15 protein-coding genes are annotated in these 18,266 nt (G+C 68.9%); 6 read left to right on the forward strand and 9 right to left on the reverse strand.

Going from position 1 to position 18,266, the window contains the following annotated elements; translation table 11 throughout:
* Positions 1 to 171: 171 nt before the first annotated feature.
* Positions 172 to 1,158: a hypothetical protein gene (locus tag E6R18_RS08320; protein WP_136316210.1), complete on the forward strand. Its 987-nt coding sequence runs from the start codon at positions 172 to 174 to the stop codon at positions 1,156 to 1,158.
* A 122-nt stretch (positions 1,159 to 1,280) separates the two neighbouring features.
* Here E6R18_RS08320 and E6R18_RS08325 read toward each other — a convergent pair whose 3' ends face one another.
* Complete coding sequence (locus E6R18_RS08325) at positions 1,281 to 2,504, reverse strand: transposase (protein ID WP_240799643.1); 1,224 nt, start codon at positions 2,502 to 2,504, stop codon at positions 1,281 to 1,283.
* A gap of 696 nt (positions 2,505 to 3,200) precedes the next feature.
* Here E6R18_RS08325 and E6R18_RS08330 point away from each other — a divergent pair.
* Positions 3,201 to 3,797 carry a TetR/AcrR family transcriptional regulator gene (locus tag E6R18_RS08330; protein ID WP_136316211.1) on the forward strand — a complete coding sequence of 199 codons (597 nt, stop codon included), beginning with the start codon at positions 3,201 to 3,203 and terminating at the stop codon, positions 3,795 to 3,797.
* Positions 3,798 to 3,991: 194 nt separating this feature from the next.
* On the opposite strand, the gene E6R18_RS08335 is transcribed toward E6R18_RS08330, so the two are convergent.
* A complete protein-coding gene (locus E6R18_RS08335) occupies positions 3,992 to 5,401 on the reverse strand; it encodes an FAD-dependent monooxygenase (RefSeq protein ID WP_240799644.1) in 1,410 nt (469 codons plus the stop codon).
* Positions 5,402 to 5,748: 347 nt separating this feature from the next.
* On the opposite strand from E6R18_RS08335, the gene E6R18_RS08340 reads away from it, so the two are divergent.
* Together E6R18_RS08340 and E6R18_RS08345 are read left to right on the forward strand one after the other, a co-directional pair.
* Complete coding sequence (locus tag E6R18_RS08340; protein ID WP_136316213.1) at positions 5,749 to 6,930, forward strand: acyl-CoA dehydrogenase family protein; 1,182 nt, start codon at positions 5,749 to 5,751, stop codon at positions 6,928 to 6,930.
* A gap of 13 nt (positions 6,931 to 6,943) precedes the next feature.
* Positions 6,944 to 7,399, forward strand: coding sequence for an SgcJ/EcaC family oxidoreductase (locus E6R18_RS08345; RefSeq protein ID WP_136316214.1), 456 nt, complete (start codon positions 6,944 to 6,946; stop codon positions 7,397 to 7,399).
* A gap of 175 nt (positions 7,400 to 7,574) precedes the next feature.
* On the opposite strand, the gene E6R18_RS08350 is transcribed toward E6R18_RS08345, so the two are convergent.
* From E6R18_RS08350 to E6R18_RS08375, 6 genes are all read right to left on the reverse strand, one after another.
* Complete coding sequence (locus tag E6R18_RS08350; protein ID WP_136316215.1) at positions 7,575 to 8,429, reverse strand: alpha/beta hydrolase; 855 nt, start codon at positions 8,427 to 8,429, stop codon at positions 7,575 to 7,577.
* Between the two features lie 119 nt (positions 8,430 to 8,548).
* Positions 8,549 to 9,994: an MFS transporter gene (locus E6R18_RS08355; protein WP_206308239.1), complete on the reverse strand. Its 1,446-nt coding sequence runs from the start codon at positions 9,992 to 9,994 to the stop codon at positions 8,549 to 8,551.
* 120 nt (positions 9,995 to 10,114) lie between these two features.
* On the reverse strand, positions 10,115 to 10,939 hold the full coding sequence (locus E6R18_RS08360) for a hypothetical protein (RefSeq protein ID WP_136316216.1): 825 nt from the start codon (positions 10,937 to 10,939) through the stop codon (positions 10,115 to 10,117).
* Positions 10,940 to 10,957: 18 nt separating this feature from the next.
* A complete protein-coding gene (locus tag E6R18_RS08365) occupies positions 10,958 to 12,358 on the reverse strand; it encodes a condensation domain-containing protein (RefSeq protein WP_206308240.1) in 1,401 nt (466 codons plus the stop codon).
* Between the two features lie 115 nt (positions 12,359 to 12,473).
* Positions 12,474 to 13,829: a condensation domain-containing protein gene (locus E6R18_RS08370; protein WP_136316303.1), complete on the reverse strand. Its 1,356-nt coding sequence runs from the start codon at positions 13,827 to 13,829 to the stop codon at positions 12,474 to 12,476.
* A gap of 82 nt (positions 13,830 to 13,911) precedes the next feature.
* Positions 13,912 to 14,451 (reverse strand): phosphopantetheine-binding protein, encoded by a 540-nt coding sequence (locus E6R18_RS08375; protein ID WP_168712298.1) that lies wholly within the window; start codon positions 14,449 to 14,451, stop codon positions 13,912 to 13,914.
* Positions 14,452 to 14,639: 188 nt separating this feature from the next.
* On the opposite strand from E6R18_RS08375, the gene E6R18_RS08380 reads away from it, so the two are divergent.
* The gene (locus tag E6R18_RS08380; protein ID WP_136316218.1) at positions 14,640 to 15,299 is read left to right on the forward strand and encodes a DUF899 domain-containing protein; all 660 of its coding nucleotides are present in this window, start codon (positions 14,640 to 14,642) and stop codon (positions 15,297 to 15,299) included.
* A 103-nt stretch (positions 15,300 to 15,402) separates the two neighbouring features.
* Here E6R18_RS08380 and E6R18_RS08385 read toward each other — a convergent pair whose 3' ends face one another.
* Positions 15,403 to 16,443: an alpha/beta fold hydrolase gene (locus E6R18_RS08385; protein WP_136316219.1), complete on the reverse strand. Its 1,041-nt coding sequence runs from the start codon at positions 16,441 to 16,443 to the stop codon at positions 15,403 to 15,405.
* A gap of 204 nt (positions 16,444 to 16,647) precedes the next feature.
* On the opposite strand from E6R18_RS08385, the gene E6R18_RS08390 reads away from it, so the two are divergent.
* Positions 16,648 to 18,252 carry an NAD(P)/FAD-dependent oxidoreductase gene (locus tag E6R18_RS08390; RefSeq protein ID WP_136316220.1) on the forward strand — a complete coding sequence of 535 codons (1,605 nt, stop codon included), beginning with the start codon at positions 16,648 to 16,650 and terminating at the stop codon, positions 18,250 to 18,252.
* Positions 18,253 to 18,266: the final 14 nt, after the last annotated feature.

Raw genomic sequence — 18,266 nt, forward strand, 5'->3', positions numbered from 1 at the left:
CCCGGAGCAGTGGAACCCGGCGCCTCCCCGAGACGACACTCGGGCCCTCAACCTGCCCACTCTCAGCCCACGGCAGGAAAACGGTCCACCGACTCCGTCGGCGGACCGTCATGAAACTTCGAGGTTAGCGTATCGCCGCGTATCCCCACCTCTCAGGGAAGGCGGCACGTCATGGCGCAGATACCCGCCACAGCCGATTCCGAACGGAATAGGTCCGCGTCCACCGAACGCCCCGCCCCGTCCTTCTTCTTCAACGGACACGCGCCCCGCCGACGGGTGCTGGTTATCGCGGCCAGCGCCGTTCTCGGTTTCGCCCTGACAGTGGTGTGGTCGGCGAAGTTCGTCGACCAGACCATCGGCGACACGATCGCGGACACACTGCTGGGCCACACCGCCAAGGGCACCCCGATCGCGGGCGCCCTGGCCGGTGTCTTCTTCGCTCTGGTCACGGGCGTCGCCGGAACATTCACCGCGTGCAACATCGCCGTGTTCAGCGCGCTGGCGCCGCTGACCGGCGGACGGGCCGGCTCCCGTCGCAGCAGGATGGCCGCCGGACTTCGCCCGCTGGGACATCTCGCCGCCGGAGCGGTCGTGGTGTCGGCCTTGTACGGCGTGGTGGTCGCGATCACCGGAACGGACATGTCCCAGTTCGACGAGAGCCAGAGCAGCGGGCTCTCGGGCCGGCTGATTCAGGCCATGGTGGTCTTCGGCATCATCGGTCTGGTGATGACGTACCTCGGCCTGGCGACGCTGGGCTTCGTACGCGACCCCCTGGCAAAGGTGTCGCAGAAGTACCCCAGCGCACCGATGCTGTTCATGGGCGGACTGATCGGGGCCTTTCTCGTCGGACGGCCCTTTCCGCTCTTCCGCCAGTTGTTCCGGGACACCGCCGAGAACCACAACGTGCTCTACGGTGCGGTGGCCTTCGGTTTTCAGAGTCTGGGCAACATCCTGGTCATGGCGGTGCTGTTCCTCCTTGTGACCGGATTCCTCGGGGACCGGCTGCACCGGTGGATGACGGATGCGCCGAGCCGTACCGCCGCGCTCATGGCGGCAGGGTTCATCGTGGCGGGCGTCTTCCTGCTGCTGTACTGGGACGTTCGGATCTTGGCCGGCCGCGACCTGATCTGGTACCCGATCGCGCCCTGGGCAGCCTGAGCGGCCCTCGGACGTGTCTGTGGCCTGGTCGGGGAGTTCCCCGGCCAGGCCACAGAGCCGATGCGGGCAGCCGGCGCGCCTTCGCCGGCGCGCAGAACCACTCCCCGCGTGCGCTCACGGAATCACGGACCGACTGCCGCGTGCGCGAAGGGCTTTCGCTCACGCGGCAGCGGGTGAACGCCCGTCCGACGGGGGGCGGAGCTGAGCAGGCGGTGTGCGTAGGCCGCGGACACCAGGGTCATGTGGTGGTGCCACCCCGGGTAGGACCGCCCTTCGAAGTCGAGCAGGCCGACATGCTCCTCCATGTCCCGTACCGCCCTCGCCGTGCGGGAGAGCGTTCCGGCCAGAGCGAGTACCTCATCGGTGGAGGTTTCCAGCATGTTGGTGAGCCACAGCTGAGCCGAGCGGCCCTTCCCTCCGTTGCGCACCGCGAGCAGCCGGTAGGTGCGCAGGGCTGCTCCGGGCCCCGGTTCGGGCACGTGCACCAAGCAGGACGTCACGGTCTCGGCGCCGAGGTGGCCGGCCTCGGCCACTTCCTCGGTGCGGATCGGAAAGCCGGGGTCGCGCTCATGGAGGCTGTATGCCGGCAGGAGCGGTCCGCGGAAGGAGGCGTTGACATGGCAGTGGGCCAGTCGGCCGCCGCCGGGAACGATCCTGAGCTTTCCCGGAACGGAGACGACGAACTCGCGCTCGTTCACGTCGAGTCGGCCGATCACCGCGCTCGCACCGGATGACCCTTCCAGGTCGGCCACCACGGGCAGCGGCCTCGACCGGGCACCCATGGTGTCCTGGCAGGCCAGCTCCAGCACATGCGTCGCGAAAGGCCAGGCCCGCGCCGTGTCCGGGATGCGGGCGCGCGCTTGCCGCAGCGGATCCTCGGTCCACGCCCGGGGAAGCAGCAGGCTCCAGTTCACCGGAAGAGCGGCGTCGTCGGACGCCAGGAAGGCTCCGACCCCCACCTGACAGGTCACCGAGCGCCCTGTGGAAGCCAGGTAGCGGCGGTGCACTCCGCAGGAGTGCTGCCCCCGCTTGCGCAGGATGACCTGGTCGATCACCATCGCCCGCAGGGGCAGTCGCCGCTCGACCCAACGGGCCAGTTTCTCCCGGACGGGCATCCAGTCCCACGGGCTCGCGTTGACGAACTGCTGGAGCGACTGGGAGGCCGTGGGAGATCCGGAGACCGCTGCGGCAATGCGCCGCACCGACTTCTTTCCCGGCGTATTGAGCAGGCCCTCCAGATAGATGTGCGCCCAGCGGCGTTGGTCGGCCCTCGGCAGGTGCTCGAACAGCCTCCTGGCGAACGCGGGCAGTGAGGCTTGCGCGAGAGTCGTGGCAGGCGTCTCCATGGCATCTCCCCCATCCTTGCAAGAGCAAGCATTACTAGTGCCGGGTCAGATCGGCTGCGGTGGTCATGTCCTGCAGGTGCGGTGCCACGTGGGATGTGCGTGGCACCGGGTCCGTACGAGTCCGTGCCCGGAGTGCGTCGGGGGCCTCGCGGGCGGACGCCGGCTACGGCGATGCGGCGGCCTTCCGGTCCGCGAGCCCGGGGGAAGGTTCCGCCGTACGCCCGAAGGGGGCGCCCGCGGCGTCCGGTGCTTCCCCACGTTCTCGGCTCCCTTCGGACAGAGGAGACCCCACTTCTCGACGTGCCGGCCGATATTCCTCGTACTGGGCGTACTGGGGATTTCGGCCGGTGCGCTCCTACTACTCGCGGACCGGGCCGGAATCAGTCCCATCCGTTACCACGACACACCGAACGTCATGCCACCCTGATCGAGCCCTGCTACCGAGATGTAAAAATAAGAAGGGCACCCGCATTTTTTCCACAGGGACAACTGTTCCCACTTCACCACCCCGGTACACACCAAGCACTGCACAGAAGTACGCGACTCGCAAAAGCGTGCGAGCCGGAAAAGATCCGGTAATGGCGTCGCGACTTCTGCGAACCGATGCGAAATCGGGCAACTACGCCTGCTCGCAGACCTGTTGACGTGGACCTGGATCTCTCCGCGTCCACCGACGAGTACCCACCTGGAGAAACTATGGTGAAACAGGACAGAGCTATACGGACGCGCACCGCCATCATCCGGGCCGCGGCCGTCGAGTTCGGCCAGGGCGGCTATGAAGGTACATCGCTCTCTCGAATCAGCAAGACCGCAGGCGTATCCATGGGCTCATTGGGCTTTCATTTCGTGACAAAGGCAGAGATGGCGGATGCCGTACAGGAGGAGGGCGGCAACCTCATCAAGGCGGTCGTACAGCAGGTGATCGTGCAGACGGCGCCACCGCTCACCCGGGTCGCCGACCTCACGCTCGATCTCGTCCGGCTCCTGGAAGCAGAGCCCTCGGTCCGTGCCACCGCCCGTCTCGCCCGGGAACGGACCGCCCCGTCGTCATGGCCGAGCAGTTGGCTCCCGGCTGTGCAGAACCTCCTCGCCGAGGCCCACACAGCCGACCAGCTCCGCAGCAGTGCTCCGCCCGAGGACGTCACCTCCCTGGTGGAGTACCTGATCAATGGCGCCGAGGCGCACCTGCGCACGGCACCGAGGACCGAGCACGGGTGCGAAGGGACCGTGAAGCAGCTCGAACGTCTGTGGAACCTGGCCCTGACGGGCGTGTCGGCGGAGCAATCGGCCTGAGACGCCACCGCCGTCCGGCAGCCTCCGACCGGTAACCGTCGTACGTGCGGGCGGCCTTCGGCTGAGCATGTGATCCGGCCGAGGAACACACAGCGATCAGCGCGAAGGCCGCGGGCGCGCGTCTGTACGCGGAGGGGGCCGGTCCCGGCCGCCCACCTCCCCGCCGGCTGAGCTTGCGCGACGCTCGCCGTGGGCTATGCCGCCGTCTTCTGCGCGGACCAGGTCTCCACCGGGCGGATCGGCACCAGCGGGGGCGGCGTCGGGCTCGGGGCCGGTCCGCGCAGCGCGTTCCACAGTACGCGCGCCATGAACGCGGGTTTCTGCAGCGACTCGGGCCGGTCGATCAGGCCGGCCGTACGCATGTACGCGGCGGCGACCTTCTTGTCGCGGGTCGCGGCGATCTGAACGAGCCTCAGGAACTTCTGCGCCGCCTTGACCTGCAGCGTGCGCTTGCCCTCGACCCCGGGGAAGCTCAGGTCCATGATGTTGGTCATCTCCCAGGCCGGGGCGACGACGTTCTTCGCCAGGTCCTCGAAGTACAGCAGTGGCTGCGGGGCCGCCCCGGTGTGCAGGTGTCCGCGCATAGTCAGGGCCGACAGCGCAGCCACCGTCATGCCCTGCGCGTAGACCGGGTTGAAGCAGGTCACCGCGTCTCCGACGACGACCAGGCCGTTGGGGAAGCGGGTCAGCTTCTCGTAGCGGCGGCGCAGTGTGGTGGGGAAGCGGAAGGCGACCGGCTCGTCCAGCGGCTCGGCGTGCTGCAGTGTCTCCCAGATCTCCGGCGCGGCGAGTGTCTTGACGAAGTCGTAGAAGCCTTGCTGGTCGGTCGGCGGGTGGTCGCCGAGGATGCCGTAGGCGGTCAGCTCGACGCGGCCGCCATCGGTCTTGGTGAAGATCGCGCCGCGCGGCAGCTTGGCGTTGGCGACCGGGTTGATCGACAGATCGGGGCCGTACGGGTTGACCTTGAGCTTGTAGTGCTGGGTGACGTAGCCGAGGCCGACCTTCTTGCTCTCCTCCTCGACCGTTCCGTAGCCCAGCTCCTGCAGCCACACCGGGGTGCGCGACCCGCGGCCGGTGGCGTCGACGACCAGGTCGGCCTCGATGGTGTGCTCGTTCTCGTGACCGTGTGCCAGTACGCGTGCCCCGACGACGGTGCCCCGGTCCGGGGTGGTCGCCAGGCCGAGGATGTCGTGCTCCTCCACGAACACCACGTTCGGCAGCGCCGCGGTGCGCCGGCGGATGTGCTTCTCCAGCATCGGGCGGCTGGCCGCCACGCAGGTCAGGCCCGCCACCTCCTGCTCGATGCGCACGCCGTTGAAGTACCAGCGCACATTGCCGCACAGGTCGCCGGTGGGCACCCCGTCGGCGAAGATCTCCTGCGTGACCCCGGGGTAGAACTCCTCCATGACCAGCTGGCCCCGGGCCAGCAGGCCGTTGATGTGCTTGCCCTGCGGGCAGCTGCGCCGCGCCTCCTCGGCGTCGAGCAGCCTGTCGCGGTCGACGATCTGCACCTCGTCGTAGGCGTCGGCGAGCACCCTGGCCGCGAACAGGCCCGCGATGCTGCCACCCAGTACCACCGCGCGGGATTTTGTAGCGTCACTCACGGATTCTCCAAGTGGGTATGTCAGGTTGCCAGCCGTCGCGAACATCGTTGCGCCGTGCCGGGTGCGCCTGCATCTCCGGGATTGCCAGGAGGCAACGGGGGGACCGGACGCATGCGCCGCATCGCGCGCCTGCTCGATACGGGCCGTCTCCGGGAACTGAGGCGGCCAGGCGTGCCCCGGCCGGCACCGGCAATCTCGGAGACGACACCGCGGGCACGGGGCTCTTAGCATCGGGGACGATTCCGGCCCGTCGTGAGGGGCGTGTGGCTCATCGTGCGGGGCCTGGACACCGTGCCGGTGGCGGCTGCTCCCAGACGGCAGATCCCCCCTTCTCCAGGAGGTGTTCCGTGTCCGACATAGAAGTACCGACCCGGCAGGAAATGGTTCGCCGGGTGGCTGAGCTGGCGCCGCTGCTGCGCGGGCACGCCGCCTGGAACGAGGAAAACCGGCGCGTCCACGACGAGTCGATCGAGGCGCTGACCGACGCCGGCGTCTTCAAGCTGCGCGTCCCGGCCCGCTACGGCGGTTTCGAGGCGGACAGCGCGACCATGGTCGACGTCGCCACGGAACTGGGCCGCGCGGACGGTTCCACGGCGTGGGTGGCCTCGGTCTACTGGATTCCCGGCTGGATGGCCTGCCTGTTCCCCGACGAGGTCCAGGACGAGGTCTTCGCTCGCCCGGACGCCCGGGTGTGCGGAACCCTGAGCCCGTCGGCGACCGCCACCCCCGCCAAGGGCGGTGTCGTCGTGAACGGGAAGTGGGGCTTCCAGAGCGGTTCGCAGCACGCGCACTGGCAGGAGATCATCGCGATCCTGGTGCCGCCGGAGGGCCAGCCCTATCCGATCGTCGCGCTGGTGCCGATGAGCGACCTGCTGATCGTGGACGACTGGCACACCTCCGGGCTGAAGGGCACCGGCAGCGTCAGCACGGTGGCGCAGGACGTGTTCATCCCGGCCGAGCGCGTACTGCCGCTGCCGGCGATCCTGGAGGCCCAGTCCGCCTCCAAGCTGAACGCCGACTCGCCGATCTACCGCGCACCGCTGCTCCCGGTGGCCTCGGCCTCCGCCGTGGGACCGCTGGTCGGCATGGCCCGCGGCGCGATGGATGCCTTCGTCAAGCGGCTGCCCGACCGCAAGATCACCTACACCGCCTACGAGAAGCAGTCCGAGGCGCCGCTCACCCACCTGCAGATCGCCGAGGCCGCGATGAAGATCGACGAGGCGGCGTTCCACGCGCACCGGCTGTCGGCCACCCTCGACGCGAAATGCGCCGACGGCTCGGCATGGGACATCAACGAGCGCGCGCTGGCCCGTGCCGACCTGGGCGCGACCGGCCGGCTGGCCAAGGAGGCGGCGGACATCCTCGGCACCGCCAGCGGTGGTTCCTCGATCTACACGAGTGTGCCGATCCAGCGCTATGTGAGGGACCTGAACGCGGTCACGCTCCACGCGCTGATGCACCCGAACACGAATGCGGAGCTCTATGGACGCGTGCTGTGCGGCCTTGACCCGAACACCGCCTACATCTGACAGGAGTGAGCACATGAGCACGGACACCAACACCGAGCCGAGCACCACCGCGCCCGAGGCGGACATGGCGGCGATCGCCGCACTGACCCAGAAGGTGATCGCGGCCTGGGCCTACAACGACGCCGATGCTTTCGCGGGCCTCTTCGTCGAGGAGGGCACGATGATCCTGCCCGGCATGTACGCCAAGGGCCGTGCCGCGATCCACGCCTTCCTGGCCGAGTCCTTCGCCGGGCAGTACAAGGGCACCCAGGTCACCGGGCGCCCGCTGGACCTGCGCCTGCTCGGGGCGGACTGCGGCATCCTCCTCACCGAGGGCGGGGTGCTGCCGGCCGGCCACACCGAGGTGCCGGACGAGCAGTCGATCCGGGCGTCCTGGGTGGTCGTCAAGCGGGACGGGGAATGGCGGCTGGCCGCCTACCAGAACAGCCACGCGCGGCTGCAGCTGCCCGCCCCGGGCGGAGCCGCCTAGAGTCTGTTCGCACATCGGGCGGGCGGTGGAGATCGCCCCTTCGGTTCGGCACGGGCCGCTGACCAGCGGCCCGTGCCGCTCGTGCTTCGCCGGCCGGCGGCAGTCCGTTGCCGCAGCGGTCTGGGGCGGGAGCCGGGCGACCCGGCTCCCGCCCCAGATGTCGGAGCGGCTGAGGTCAGAGCTTGAGCATCTCCCCGGCGACCTCGTCGGCGGACGCGGCGGGGATCGCGGTCGCGGCCTCCTCCAGCACGAGCAGCCGCGCGCCGGGGATGTCGCGCGCGAGCGCCTCGCCGCAGCCGACCGGGAAGAACCGGTTGCGACGGCCGTGCACCACGAGCGCCGGCACCGTGAGTTCGCTCAGGCGCTCGCGCCAGCGGGGCCGGCAGTCCAGGTGGGCGAAGACGGTGCCGAGCTGGTTGGCCATCTGGACGGGGCGCGATGTGTCCGGTGTGCGGTCGAAGATCCTTCCGGCGGTGGTCCGTGCCTCGTCGGGGTCGTCACCGAAGACCTCGGCCGCGGCGGTCGCCCACTCCACCACCGAGGCGCGGTCGGACCAGTCGGGCTTCGGGAGCTTGAAGCGCTCCTTCATCGCGGTCTGGTCGTGGTCGGGCAGGTCGTCGTCGACCGGACCGGGTGCGACGGCCCGCGTCCCGGCGAGCGTCAGCGCGGAGAACGCCTCCGGGTGGTCGAGGGCGGCCACCTGCGCGACCATCCCGCCGACGCCGATGCCCGCCAGGTGCGCGGGACGGTCGTCGAGCCCGCGGGCGAGCGCGGCCGCGTCGGCGGCGAGGTCCCGGAGCGTGTACGCGGGTGCGTCGGGGGCGGCCGTGGTGGACGCGCCCGCGTCGCGCAGGTCGTAGCGCACGACGTGGCGTCCGCCGCGCGCGAGCGCCTCGCAGAGGGCGTCGGGCCAGGACAACATGGTCGTACCGCCCGCGAGCAGTACCAAGGGGTCCGCCTCGTCACCGAAGTGCTCGACCCCGAGTGTGACGCCTTGGGGCGTGCGGAACGTGTCAACTGTCGAATGCATCGTCAACCTCCAAGACAGCCGGTGCCGACGGCATCAGCGGTCCCAATGTAATGGTTTCAACCACAGAAGAACGGTTTGCCGGCGAGGTGGAGGACACCGGCCGGCAGACCGTCGACGGACTATGCGGCTGCGGGCTCCGGGGCCGGTCCGCCTTCCGGTCCGCCTTCCGGGGGCCCTGCCGGCGCCTGGCGGGGCATCAGGGTGACGAACGGGATGCTGAGGGCCGTGGCGGCCAGGACGACGACGAGCGTGACCTGCATCGCGTGGCCGTACCCGGAGGCCGCGTATCCGTAGAAGACCGACGAGACCGCTGCCGAGCCGATCGCCGTGGAGAGCTGCTGCATCGAGGTGAGCGAACCACTGGCGCTGCCCGCCTCTTCGGGCTTCGCGTCGCCGAGGGCGATGGTCGGGATCGTGGTGTAGCACAGGCCGGTACCGATGCCGATGACCAGGAACGCCGGGGCCAGTGCCCACAGACTGACGTCCGTACCGGAGTGGTTGACGAGGGCCAGTAGCCAGCCGCTGCCGACGATGCTGATGCCCAGGCCGACGAAGACGAGTGTGCGGCCGAGCTTGGTCACCAGGCCGCCCATGGCGGCGAACGTGGCGATGATGAGCCCCGCGGTGAGCGGAACCATGTTGAACGATGCCGTCCGCGGGCTGGCGTGCAGCCCTTCCTGCATGAACAGCGACAGCACGAAGAAGAGGCCGGTGCCCGCGATGAACGAGACGAGTCCTACGACCATGCCGGAGGTGAACCCCCGGCTCTTCAGGAGCGAGGGCACGATGAGCGGGCTGGCCGCGGTGCGCTGACGGTAGGCGAAGGCGGCGAAGAGCAGGACGCCGACGGCGACCGAGGTCACGGCGGCGGCCTTCCAGCCATTGGTCGAGCCCTCGATCAGGCCGTACATCATCCCGAGCATGGCCAGCCCGAGGAGGCCGGAGGCCCACCCGTCGATGACGGTGGCCCGGTCGCCGTCGTCGCGTGGCAGGAGCTTGACGGCCGCCAGCAGCCCGGCGAGGCCGAGGACGATCGTGAGGAGGAAGATCGGGCGCCAGCTCAGACCGAACATGTCCGCGTCGATGATGAGGCCGGCGAGGACCGGGCCGACCACGGCGGAGACGCCGAGAACCGGGCCGAACAGGCCGAATGCCTTGGCGAGCATGTCGGGGCTGAACACCTTCGTCATGATCGCCATGCCCTGCGGGATGAGCAGGGCCCCGAACGCGCCCTGGGCGACTCGGGCGATGATGATCAGGACCGGGTCGGGGGCGAAGCCGGCCAGTGCCGAGGCCAGGGTGAACCCGCCGATGCCGATCAGGAAGAGCCTGCGCTGGCCGAACTTGTCGCCCAGCCGCCCGCCGACCAGGAGCAGGATGCCCATGGCGAGCATGTACGCAGGCCCCAGCCACTTGATCAGGCTCACTCCGCCGTCGAGGTCGGCGGCGATGGTGGGGGCCGCGATGTTCGTGACCGTTCCATCGATCACGTCGAGAGCGTCGACGACGATCACCAGCCCCAGGATCGCCCACATCCGACGGCGGGAGACGGGTGCGGTGTCCATGTCAGGCTTATCTAAACTAGTCAAGACAACGTCCTTCTCGGTTGCTTCGGGGGCGCCCGTCCTGGGCGCACTCAGCCTTCACGAACGCTACCGGCGCGCTCGACACCGCCTGATGAAGTTTTACAACTCGTGCTGTTTCGATGGCTGGTTGCCGACTTCCCCGAGCACGCACGCGGCCAGCTCCGGGGTCACGGCGTCGGGCCGGTCCGCGGGCGGCGGCAGTACGGTGCGGCACCGTTGCGGAACGCTCCCGGGCAGCACGAAGCCGGGCTCGTCGGTCAGCACCGTGATCCCGACCGCGCCGGAGGGCACCTCTACGGGCCGGTCGTTGCGGCAGGCCAGCAGGAACGCGAGCCAGGTCCGGTAGGACACCAGGAGTTCGGAGAAGGCCAGAGGTGCCTTGCCGAGGCCGAGCCGCGTCGCCATCGCCGCCAGGTCCTCGCCCATGAGCTGCTCCATCCCCGCGACGCAGGACAGCGGATCGCCGTCCAGGTCGGGAGGGGGCCGCCCCGCCGCGCCCAGCTTTCCCTGGAACTCGGCGAAGATCTCGGTGACGTGGGCCGTGTCGGGCCAGGTCGGCTGCACCAGGAGGGCGGTGACATCCCGCTCCCCGGCCAGCCGGTCGGCGATCCGCAGGGACAGGGCGGCGGAGCTGCAATGGGCCACGACGAACACCGGCCGGCCGGGCGCGGCGGAGGCTTCGCCGGCGCGGAAGGCGGCAGCGGCTTCGTCGGCCAGGTCCGGCAGGGTGGCATAGAGCCGGTCGCCCGACAGCGCACCGCGCGGGTCCACCTGATGGACCGAGTGGCCGACCGCCGCGTCAGCGATCAGGCTGCTGAGCCGCGGCGCCGCGGTGAGCGGCTGGAAGTCGGAGACCAGGATGGCCGCTCCGTCCCCGGAACTGAGCCGACTGCACAGGGGTTTGGTACCGACGACGGCACGCATCGCTGTTCCCTTCCCGGTTCACGCGCTGGATTCCTGTTTCGGCAGGGCCGAGTCGGGGGACTTCAGCGACGCGAGCAGCAGCTCTCGGTACTCGTCGACCATCGCGACGATGGTCGGCAGGTCGAAGTCGAGGCTGTTGTACTTCACGACGCCCACCACGTCCCCGTCCGGGTGCAGGTCCAGTTCCCACAGGTTGCCGTCCGGGATCTCCGACACGTCGACCAGCGATGTCAGGCGGCGGCGGAGCGCGGAGAGGCGGAGGCCGCCGATGTCGTCGGCGCCTTCCGAGGGGAACTGGGAGATCTGGAAGGCGGAGACGACGCTGCTCACGTTCATGATCGGGCCGGACATCAGTTCCGGTTCGGACTTGGCGATGATCTCGCCGAACGGGAGTTCGTAGGAGTATGCCTCAAGCAACGAGGCCCGGGTCCGGCGGACCAGGTCGGCGAAGCTCGCGCAGCCGGACACATCGGTCCGGATCGGCAGGAAGTTGAACAGCGTCCCCACCGTGTCCTCGAAGCCGGGCTCGGTACGGCCGGACGTGATGACGGGCGAGACGATGTCGGTCCTGCCTGTCCTGCGGTGCAGGAACAGATTGAAACAGGCGAACAGGACCATGAACGGCGAGCTGTGCAGTGACTTGGCCAGTGACGTGGTGGCGCCGGCAAGCTCCTGGTCGAGCACGAACCGGTAGACCGAGTAGACGGGTGGGACGTCCAAGCGCCTCGGCCGGTCAGTGGGGAGGATGAGCATTTCCCCGCCCGACAGGGTGTCCTTCCAGTACTCGCGCGCGATGGTGGCGGACTCGCTGTCGCGGGCTTCCTGCTGCCAGAGGGCGTACTCGCCGAGCTGGCGGGTCTCCGGCAGGTCGGGAGCGGGCAGCCCCCGGCGGGTCGCGTAGCAGATGGTGAAGTCACGCATGAGCACCTGCATGGACCAGCCGTCACTGGCCAGATGGTTGGTGACGATGACGAAGACCGCGTCGCCGTCGTCAAACCGTGCCAGGGTCGCCCGTAGCAACGGCAGCTCCGTGGCGCCGAGCCTGCCGTCCCGGTCGACCCCGTCGAGGAACTCGTGCGCCAGGCGCTCGCGGTCGGCCTCACTCGCCGCCGGCGGAAGGTCCACGACGGTGAGGGCCGCCGGGCACGGCGGGGAGACGCGGGCGTAGGGGGCGTCCTTGTCCCTGATGATGGTCGTGCGGAGCGCCTCGTGGCGCGCGACGACATCGTCCAGCGCGAGCTGCACGGTCGCCACGTCCAGCGGCCCGCGTATGCGCCAGCCGGCCAGGACGATCCCTCGCGGGCCGAACACACCGAGGTCGTCACCCCGGTCGAAGGCGCACATGAATTCCTCATTGGCCGACAGCGGGCGCCGCGCGGACGCGTCGTCGGCCGTCCGGTCCTCGTACGGATCAGACACGGCAACCTCGTTCCCATTCGCTCGATCCAGCCGGTCATCGCCACCGCGGCCGCCCGGCGTCACGGCGGCCGGTTCGCGTGGTGGGTCCTCTTCGCGTCGATGGTTCCGTCGCGGTCTACTGCTGATCCCGTGCGGCGAGTACAGCCGCCCTTTCGGACCGGCCGCGGGTCCATGCCCGCTCCGGCCGGTCGGTCATCGCCTGGACCAGCTCTGTGAAGTCGGAGCCCCAGCTGTCCACCGTGGCGGCGTCCACCGAGCCGGGTTCGTACTCGATGACACAGCGGAAGTCGCCCCCCGGGACGACGAGGAAGGTCCAGATGATCACGCCTCGGCGGAACGAGGCGGCCTCCTCCTCGGGCAGGCTCACCGGTTCGACGCTGGTGGTGAAATCGGTGTCCTGGTTGTCCGCCGGCGCACTGACGTAGTTGAAGCCGGACGGCAGCACCATCGGATCGCCGGGCGGGTTCATCAGGGTGGGGTACATGCCGAGGAGCGACTCGGTGGGCAGTTGGTGCTGCTGGGCCTCGACGCTCGCCCGGCGCGCACGGAGCATGAGGTCGAGGAAGGTCTCGCAGTCGTCGTACTCCAGCCGGACGGGGACGAGGTTGGCGAAGAACCCGATGGTGTTGAAGTACTCCTCGGCGGGCCGGCCGCTGTTCACGGTCATCAGCGTGATGTCGGTCCGGCCGGAGATCTTCTCCATCAGCACCATGTACGCCGCCAGGCAGACGTGCCAGATGCTGCACCGGTTCCGGGCCGCGCCCGCGGTGACCTTCGCGAGGGTGTCGGGATCGAGCGAGAAGTTCCGCACGGCGGTGCGCGCCGACTGGTTCTCGGGGTCGTAGGGCCGGTCCGTCGGCATCGTGGACATCGTGGCGCCGGCCAGCTTGTCCTTCCAGTAGCGGCGTGCCTCCGCCGCCTTCTCGCTCCGCAGGAACTCCTGCTCCCAGGTGGCGAATCCGCTGAACGGGACCGGGGCCGGCAGCGTGTGCGGCACCCCGGTCACCCTGGCCCGGTAGCAGGCCGCGATTTCGCTGCGCAGGACGCCGACCGACCAGCCGTCGCTGTAGAGGTGGTGGCTCAGGAGGGTGAGCACGGCGTCCTGGGCGTCGAACCGGTGCAGGACGGCGCGCAACGACGGCGCGTCCAGGAAGTCCATCGACTCTTCGTTCACCGCGTGCAGCAGCTCGGCGGCGATCTCGTCGCGGGAGCGGCCGGGGGTCTCGGGAACGTCGCGCACGGCGAGCGGGACCGGCATCGGCGGCAGCACCTCCAGAGACCCGCCCATGCCGCTCTCGTCGTAGTGGACCCGGCTGCGCAGGGACTCCTGCCGTGCCACCACGTCGTCGAGCGCGCCCTTGAGCGCGTCGACGTCCAGTTCTCCCTTGATGCGAAGCACGTGGGCGCAGACGTGCTTCGGTGAGCGCTGCAGGCCCATCGGGTCCCTCTGCCGGGAACTCAGCGGATACATGTCCACGGTGGCACTCCAGAATCTGTCGGGGTGGGATCGAGTGACGGCCGGCCGTCAGGTCGTGCTTCGCAGCGGTCCGTCGTCAGACGTCGGTGGTCAGCGTGTCCAGGAGCCGGTCGAGCTCCGCGACGGTGGGCGCGTCGAAGATTTCGTTGATCGATATCTCCACACCGGCCGCCGGGCCGACGCGGCTGGCGATCAGCATGGCGTCGATGGACTCGCCACCCATCACGAAGAAGTCGTCGTCCAGCCCCCACCGGGGCCTGGCGAGCACCTCCGCGAAGACCGTGCACAGCGCTTCCTGACGGGCCGATCCCGGCGACCGGTAAGGCACCAGCCCCCGCAGATCCGGCACCGGCAGCGCCTGCGGCCGCGGTGCCCCGCCGGCGTCCACCGGAATCGCATCGACAACCACCACAGCCGCCGGCACCGCCGTACCGGGCAACGCCCCCCTCAGGAGCCGATGCAGCACGGCCAGATCGAAACCGGGACCACCCGGCACCACATAGGCCACATGCACCTGGCCCACGGAATCCCGCACATGCGCCAGGACCGCGGCATCCGCGAGATCGGGGCAGGCGGCCAGCACGTCTCGCACATCCTGGAGCGCGGCAACAGCCATCAGTCGCTCACCTTCCACGCAGGCTCCGAGCATTCCCCCACAGCCTTCGCAAGCCCGGCCCCGCCGACAAGCTCCCAGATTGCTCTGCTCGGGCCGCGCTGAGGCAACTGAAGAGATGCGTCTTGAGCGGCCCGCGGAAAGAGTGGTGACCACCTCTGTGGACGAGTCCGGAACTGGGAGATGTCGCGATGGCTTTGCCCGAAGTTGTGTCACGAGACGAATGGTTCGCGGCGCGTCTGCCCCTTCTCGCCAAGGAGAAGGAGCACAGTCGTGCCCGGGACGCGCTGCACGCCGAACGGCAGAGTCTGCCGATGTTCCCCGTCGACCAGGATTACGGTTTCGACACGCCCGACGGCAAGCGAAGCCTGCTCGAACTGTTCGACGGCCGGCGGCAGCTGATCATCTACCACTTCATGCTGCCGTCCGTCACCGGCGGCAGCTTCTGCCTGGGCTGCTCGTTCTGGGTCGACAACATGCCCGCCCATCTTGAGCACCTGCACGCCCGCGACACGTCGCTGGCGGTGGACTGCCCGGTGCCCCTGGCCGACTTCGTCGAGCACAAGGAGCGAATGGGCTGGACGGTCCCCGTGGTCTCCTCGTTCGGCAACAGCTTCTACGACGACTTCAACTTCGAGCTCGTCCCGGGGGCGACGAAGATACCGGGGATCAGCGTCTTCCTGCGCGGCGACGACGACCAGGTCTACTGCACCTACTCGACCGCCTTCCGCGGAACGGATCTGGTCAACAACACCTACAACTACCTCGACCTGACGTTCCTCGGGCGGCAGGAAGACGACCTGCCGTTCAAGTGGGCCTGGCTGCGGTATCACGACGAGTACGAGAACTGAGCCGGTCCCGGAGGCCGCCGGTTCGCCTGGCACAGGTCCCTCATCGCGGCCGATACCCCCCTCGGGGTATCGGCCGCGATGTCGTGCACGGGCCTCGGCGCGATCAGGACTTCAGCACCTCGGCCAGTGCCTCGTCGATGGCTGCCGCGTCCTCGGGGGTCAGGCCGTACATGGTGAAGTGCCCCAGCGGGCCGTCGATCACCCGCAGCCGGGCATCGCGGATCATGGCCGCGTCGCGCTCGTGGTCCTCGGCCGGGAACAGGAGGTCGTCACCGAACGCGAAGACGAAGAACTCGGCGGTGATCCGGCCGAGCGCCGCCTCCATGTCTCCGCCGGTGCACAGGCTGACGTCCGCGGCGCGCCACTTCGCCGCCTGGCGGAGCAGGTTGTTCGGGTCCATGGGCCGGAAATGGCTGCGGGTGAATCCCAGGGTGAACTCCTCGGCGCCGGCGAATCCGATCCGGCGCCACACCTCGTCGCGGAAGAACCGGTAGCTGGTGCTGGTCGCGGCCCAGGCCATCGCATGCCTGCTGAGGCCGAGATCCACGTCGTCGGAGTCCGTGTAGAAACCGTCCGCGAACGCGGGATCCGAGCGCAGGAGCTCGCACTGCACATCGAGTTGCAGCTGGTTTTGGACCGGCGTCCTCGCGGTGGCCGCGAACACGCCCGCGCGCAGCACCATCTCCGGGTGGCGTACCGCCCATTCGTAGGTCTGCTGACCGCCCATCGACCAGCCGAGCACCGCGTGCAGGGCCGTGATCCCGAACCGCTCGGTCACCAGCCGGTGCTGGGCCCGTACGTCGTCGGCAATGGTCACCGCGGGGAAGTGACCGCGGTCGAACGGCGCCGGCGTATTGCTCGGTGACGAGGACAGGCCACTGCCGAACTGGTCGGGCAGGATGAGGAAGTACCGAGAGGGGTCGAGCGCCCGGCCCTCACCGATGAGCATCTGCATCGAGGCCGACGTGCCCGAGTACATGTGCGGCACGAGCACGGCGTTGTCCTTGGCCGCGTTCAGGCGGCCAAGCGTGCGGTACGCCAGCCGTGCGGCGGGCAGTGTGTCCCCGCTGTCCAGTGTGTACGGACCGAGTTCGAAGTACTCGTGCGGACCCTGCACCGCGGCGGAATAGTATTCGGCGCCCATGGCGACCTCCCGAGGAATGGTTTCGCACACGACTGTTCCGCCGAAGGCGGTAGCCGTCTTCTTCACCCGTGCGCGCCTTCCCCGGCACCGCAATTGAGGAGAACCCGAACCGGCCGGCCTCGCCAATAATCGAAAATCGCCGTTGTCGTCAGCGGTCGAGGCGTATGGGGTGCCACCATCCACGGTTGCGGAGGATTGATACACATGGCCAGCGCGGCAGAGGAAATCGACGCGGTTGTCGTGGGGGCCGGATTCTCCGGTCTCTACATGCTTCACAAGCTCCGGCAGAAGGGCCTGTCGGTAAAGGTTTTCGAAGCGGGCGCCGATATCGGCGGCACGTGGTATTGGAACAAGTACCCCGGCGCCCGGTGCGACGTGGAAAGCATGGACTATTCGTACTCGTTCGATCCCGAGCTGGAGCAGGAATGGGAGTGGACGGAGAAGTACCCGAGCCAGCCCGAGATCCTTTCCTATCTCCAGCACGTCGCCGACCGGCACGACTGGCGGAAGGACGTGGTCCTGGGGACCCGGGTCACACACGCGGCGTACGACGAGAGCACGTCCCGGTGGACCGTCCGGACCGATCAGGGCCAGGAGGTGTCCGCGCAGTACTGCGTCATGGCGACCGGCTGCCTGTCCACGCCCAAGTTCCCGGAGGTGCCCGGCCTGGACACGTTCTCCGGCTCGTGGTACCACACGGGGCTGTGGCCGGACAGCGACGTCGACTTCAGCGGCCGGCGCGTCGGCGTGATCGGCACCGGCTCTTCGGGCGTCCAGGTCATCCCGTTCGTCGCCGACCAAGCCTCTGACCTGACGGTCTTCCAGCGCACGCCCAACTACGTTCTGTCGTCGTTCAACGGACCCATCGACCAGGACCGGGTCTCCGCCACCAAGGCGAACTACCAGCAGGCCCGCGAGGCGGCGCGCCAGTCCATCTTCGGCATCTCGGTGGACATGCCGACGAAGTCGGCGCTGGAGGTGAGCGACGAGGAGCGCCGGGAGGTCTACCAGAAGGGCTGGGAGCGCGGACACCTGAACGCGATCCTCCAGGCATACACCGACCTGATCTTCAACGAGGAGTCCAACGAGACCGCCGCGGAGTTCATCCGGGAGCAGGTCCGCGCCAAGGTCGCCGACCCGGCGACGGCGGCGAAGCTCGAACCGCGCGGCTACCCGTACGGCACGAAGCGGCCCTGCCTCGACACCCGGTACTACGAGACGTTCAACCGCGACAACGTCCACCTCGTCGATCTGCGGGAAGAGGCCCTCGTCGAGATCACGGAGACGGGCGTCCGGACCACTGCGGGCGATTACGCGTTCGACACCTTGGTGATCGCCACGGGTTTCGACGCCATGACGGGCGCGCTCCTGAACATCGACATCACCGGCAAGGGCGGTGTGTCGGTGCGCGACAAGTGGCAGGACGGCCCGGACACCTACCTCGGTCTGGCGCTCTCGGGTTTCCCGAACCTGTTCGTGATCACCGGTCCCGGCAGTCCGTCCGTGCTCAGCAACATGCTCGTCTCGATCGAGCAGCACGTCGAGTGGATCAGTGACCTGATCGACTACATGGCCGCCAACGGCCACTCCGTGATCGAGGCGGCGGCCACCGCGGAGAAGGAGTGGACCGAACACGTCCGCGCGGTCGGCGACATGACGCTGTTCCCCAAGGCGGATTCGTACTACATCGGTGCCAACGTCCCCGGCAAGGCCCGCGTCCTCATGCCGTACGTCGGCGGCGTCGCCGGCTACCGGCAGAAGTGCGACGAGGTCGCGAGCGCCGGCTACGCCGGGTTCGAGCTGCGCTGAGGCGAGCCCGCGCC

The organism is Streptomyces sp. A1277 (assembly GCF_004795015.1).
Taxonomy (GTDB): domain Bacteria; phylum Actinomycetota; class Actinomycetes; order Streptomycetales; family Streptomycetaceae; genus Streptomyces.

Excerpts from the sequence above, each read along its gene's own strand:
- E6R18_RS08375 (WP_168712298.1), bottom strand. The coding sequence starts at position 14,451 with ATGGCTGTTGCCGCGCTCCAGGATGTGCGAGACGTGCTGGCCGCCTGC.
- E6R18_RS08380 (WP_136316218.1), top strand. The coding sequence starts at position 14,640 with ATGGCTTTGCCCGAAGTTGTGTCACGAGACGAATGGTTCGCGGCGCGT.
- E6R18_RS08355 (WP_206308239.1), bottom strand. The coding sequence starts at position 9,994 with ATGGACACCGCACCCGTCTCCCGCCGTCGGATGTGGGCGATCCTGGGG.
- E6R18_RS08360 (WP_136316216.1), bottom strand. The coding sequence starts at position 10,939 with ATGCGTGCCGTCGTCGGTACCAAACCCCTGTGCAGTCGGCTCAGTTCC.
- E6R18_RS08370 (WP_136316303.1), bottom strand. The coding sequence starts at position 13,829 with ATGTATCCGCTGAGTTCCCGGCAGAGGGACCCGATGGGCCTGCAGCGC.
- E6R18_RS08325 (WP_240799643.1), bottom strand. The coding sequence starts at position 2,504 with ATGGAGACGCCTGCCACGACTCTCGCGCAAGCCTCACTGCCCGCGTTC.
- E6R18_RS08390 (WP_136316220.1), top strand. The coding sequence starts at position 16,648 with ATGGCCAGCGCGGCAGAGGAAATCGACGCGGTTGTCGTGGGGGCCGGA.
- E6R18_RS08345 (WP_136316214.1), top strand. The coding sequence starts at position 6,944 with ATGAGCACGGACACCAACACCGAGCCGAGCACCACCGCGCCCGAGGCG.
- E6R18_RS08320 (WP_136316210.1), top strand. The coding sequence starts at position 172 with ATGGCGCAGATACCCGCCACAGCCGATTCCGAACGGAATAGGTCCGCG.
- E6R18_RS08330 (WP_136316211.1), top strand. The coding sequence starts at position 3,201 with ATGGTGAAACAGGACAGAGCTATACGGACGCGCACCGCCATCATCCGG.
- E6R18_RS08350 (WP_136316215.1), bottom strand. The coding sequence starts at position 8,429 with ATGCATTCGACAGTTGACACGTTCCGCACGCCCCAAGGCGTCACACTC.
- E6R18_RS08385 (WP_136316219.1), bottom strand. The coding sequence starts at position 16,443 with ATGGGCGCCGAATACTATTCCGCCGCGGTGCAGGGTCCGCACGAGTAC.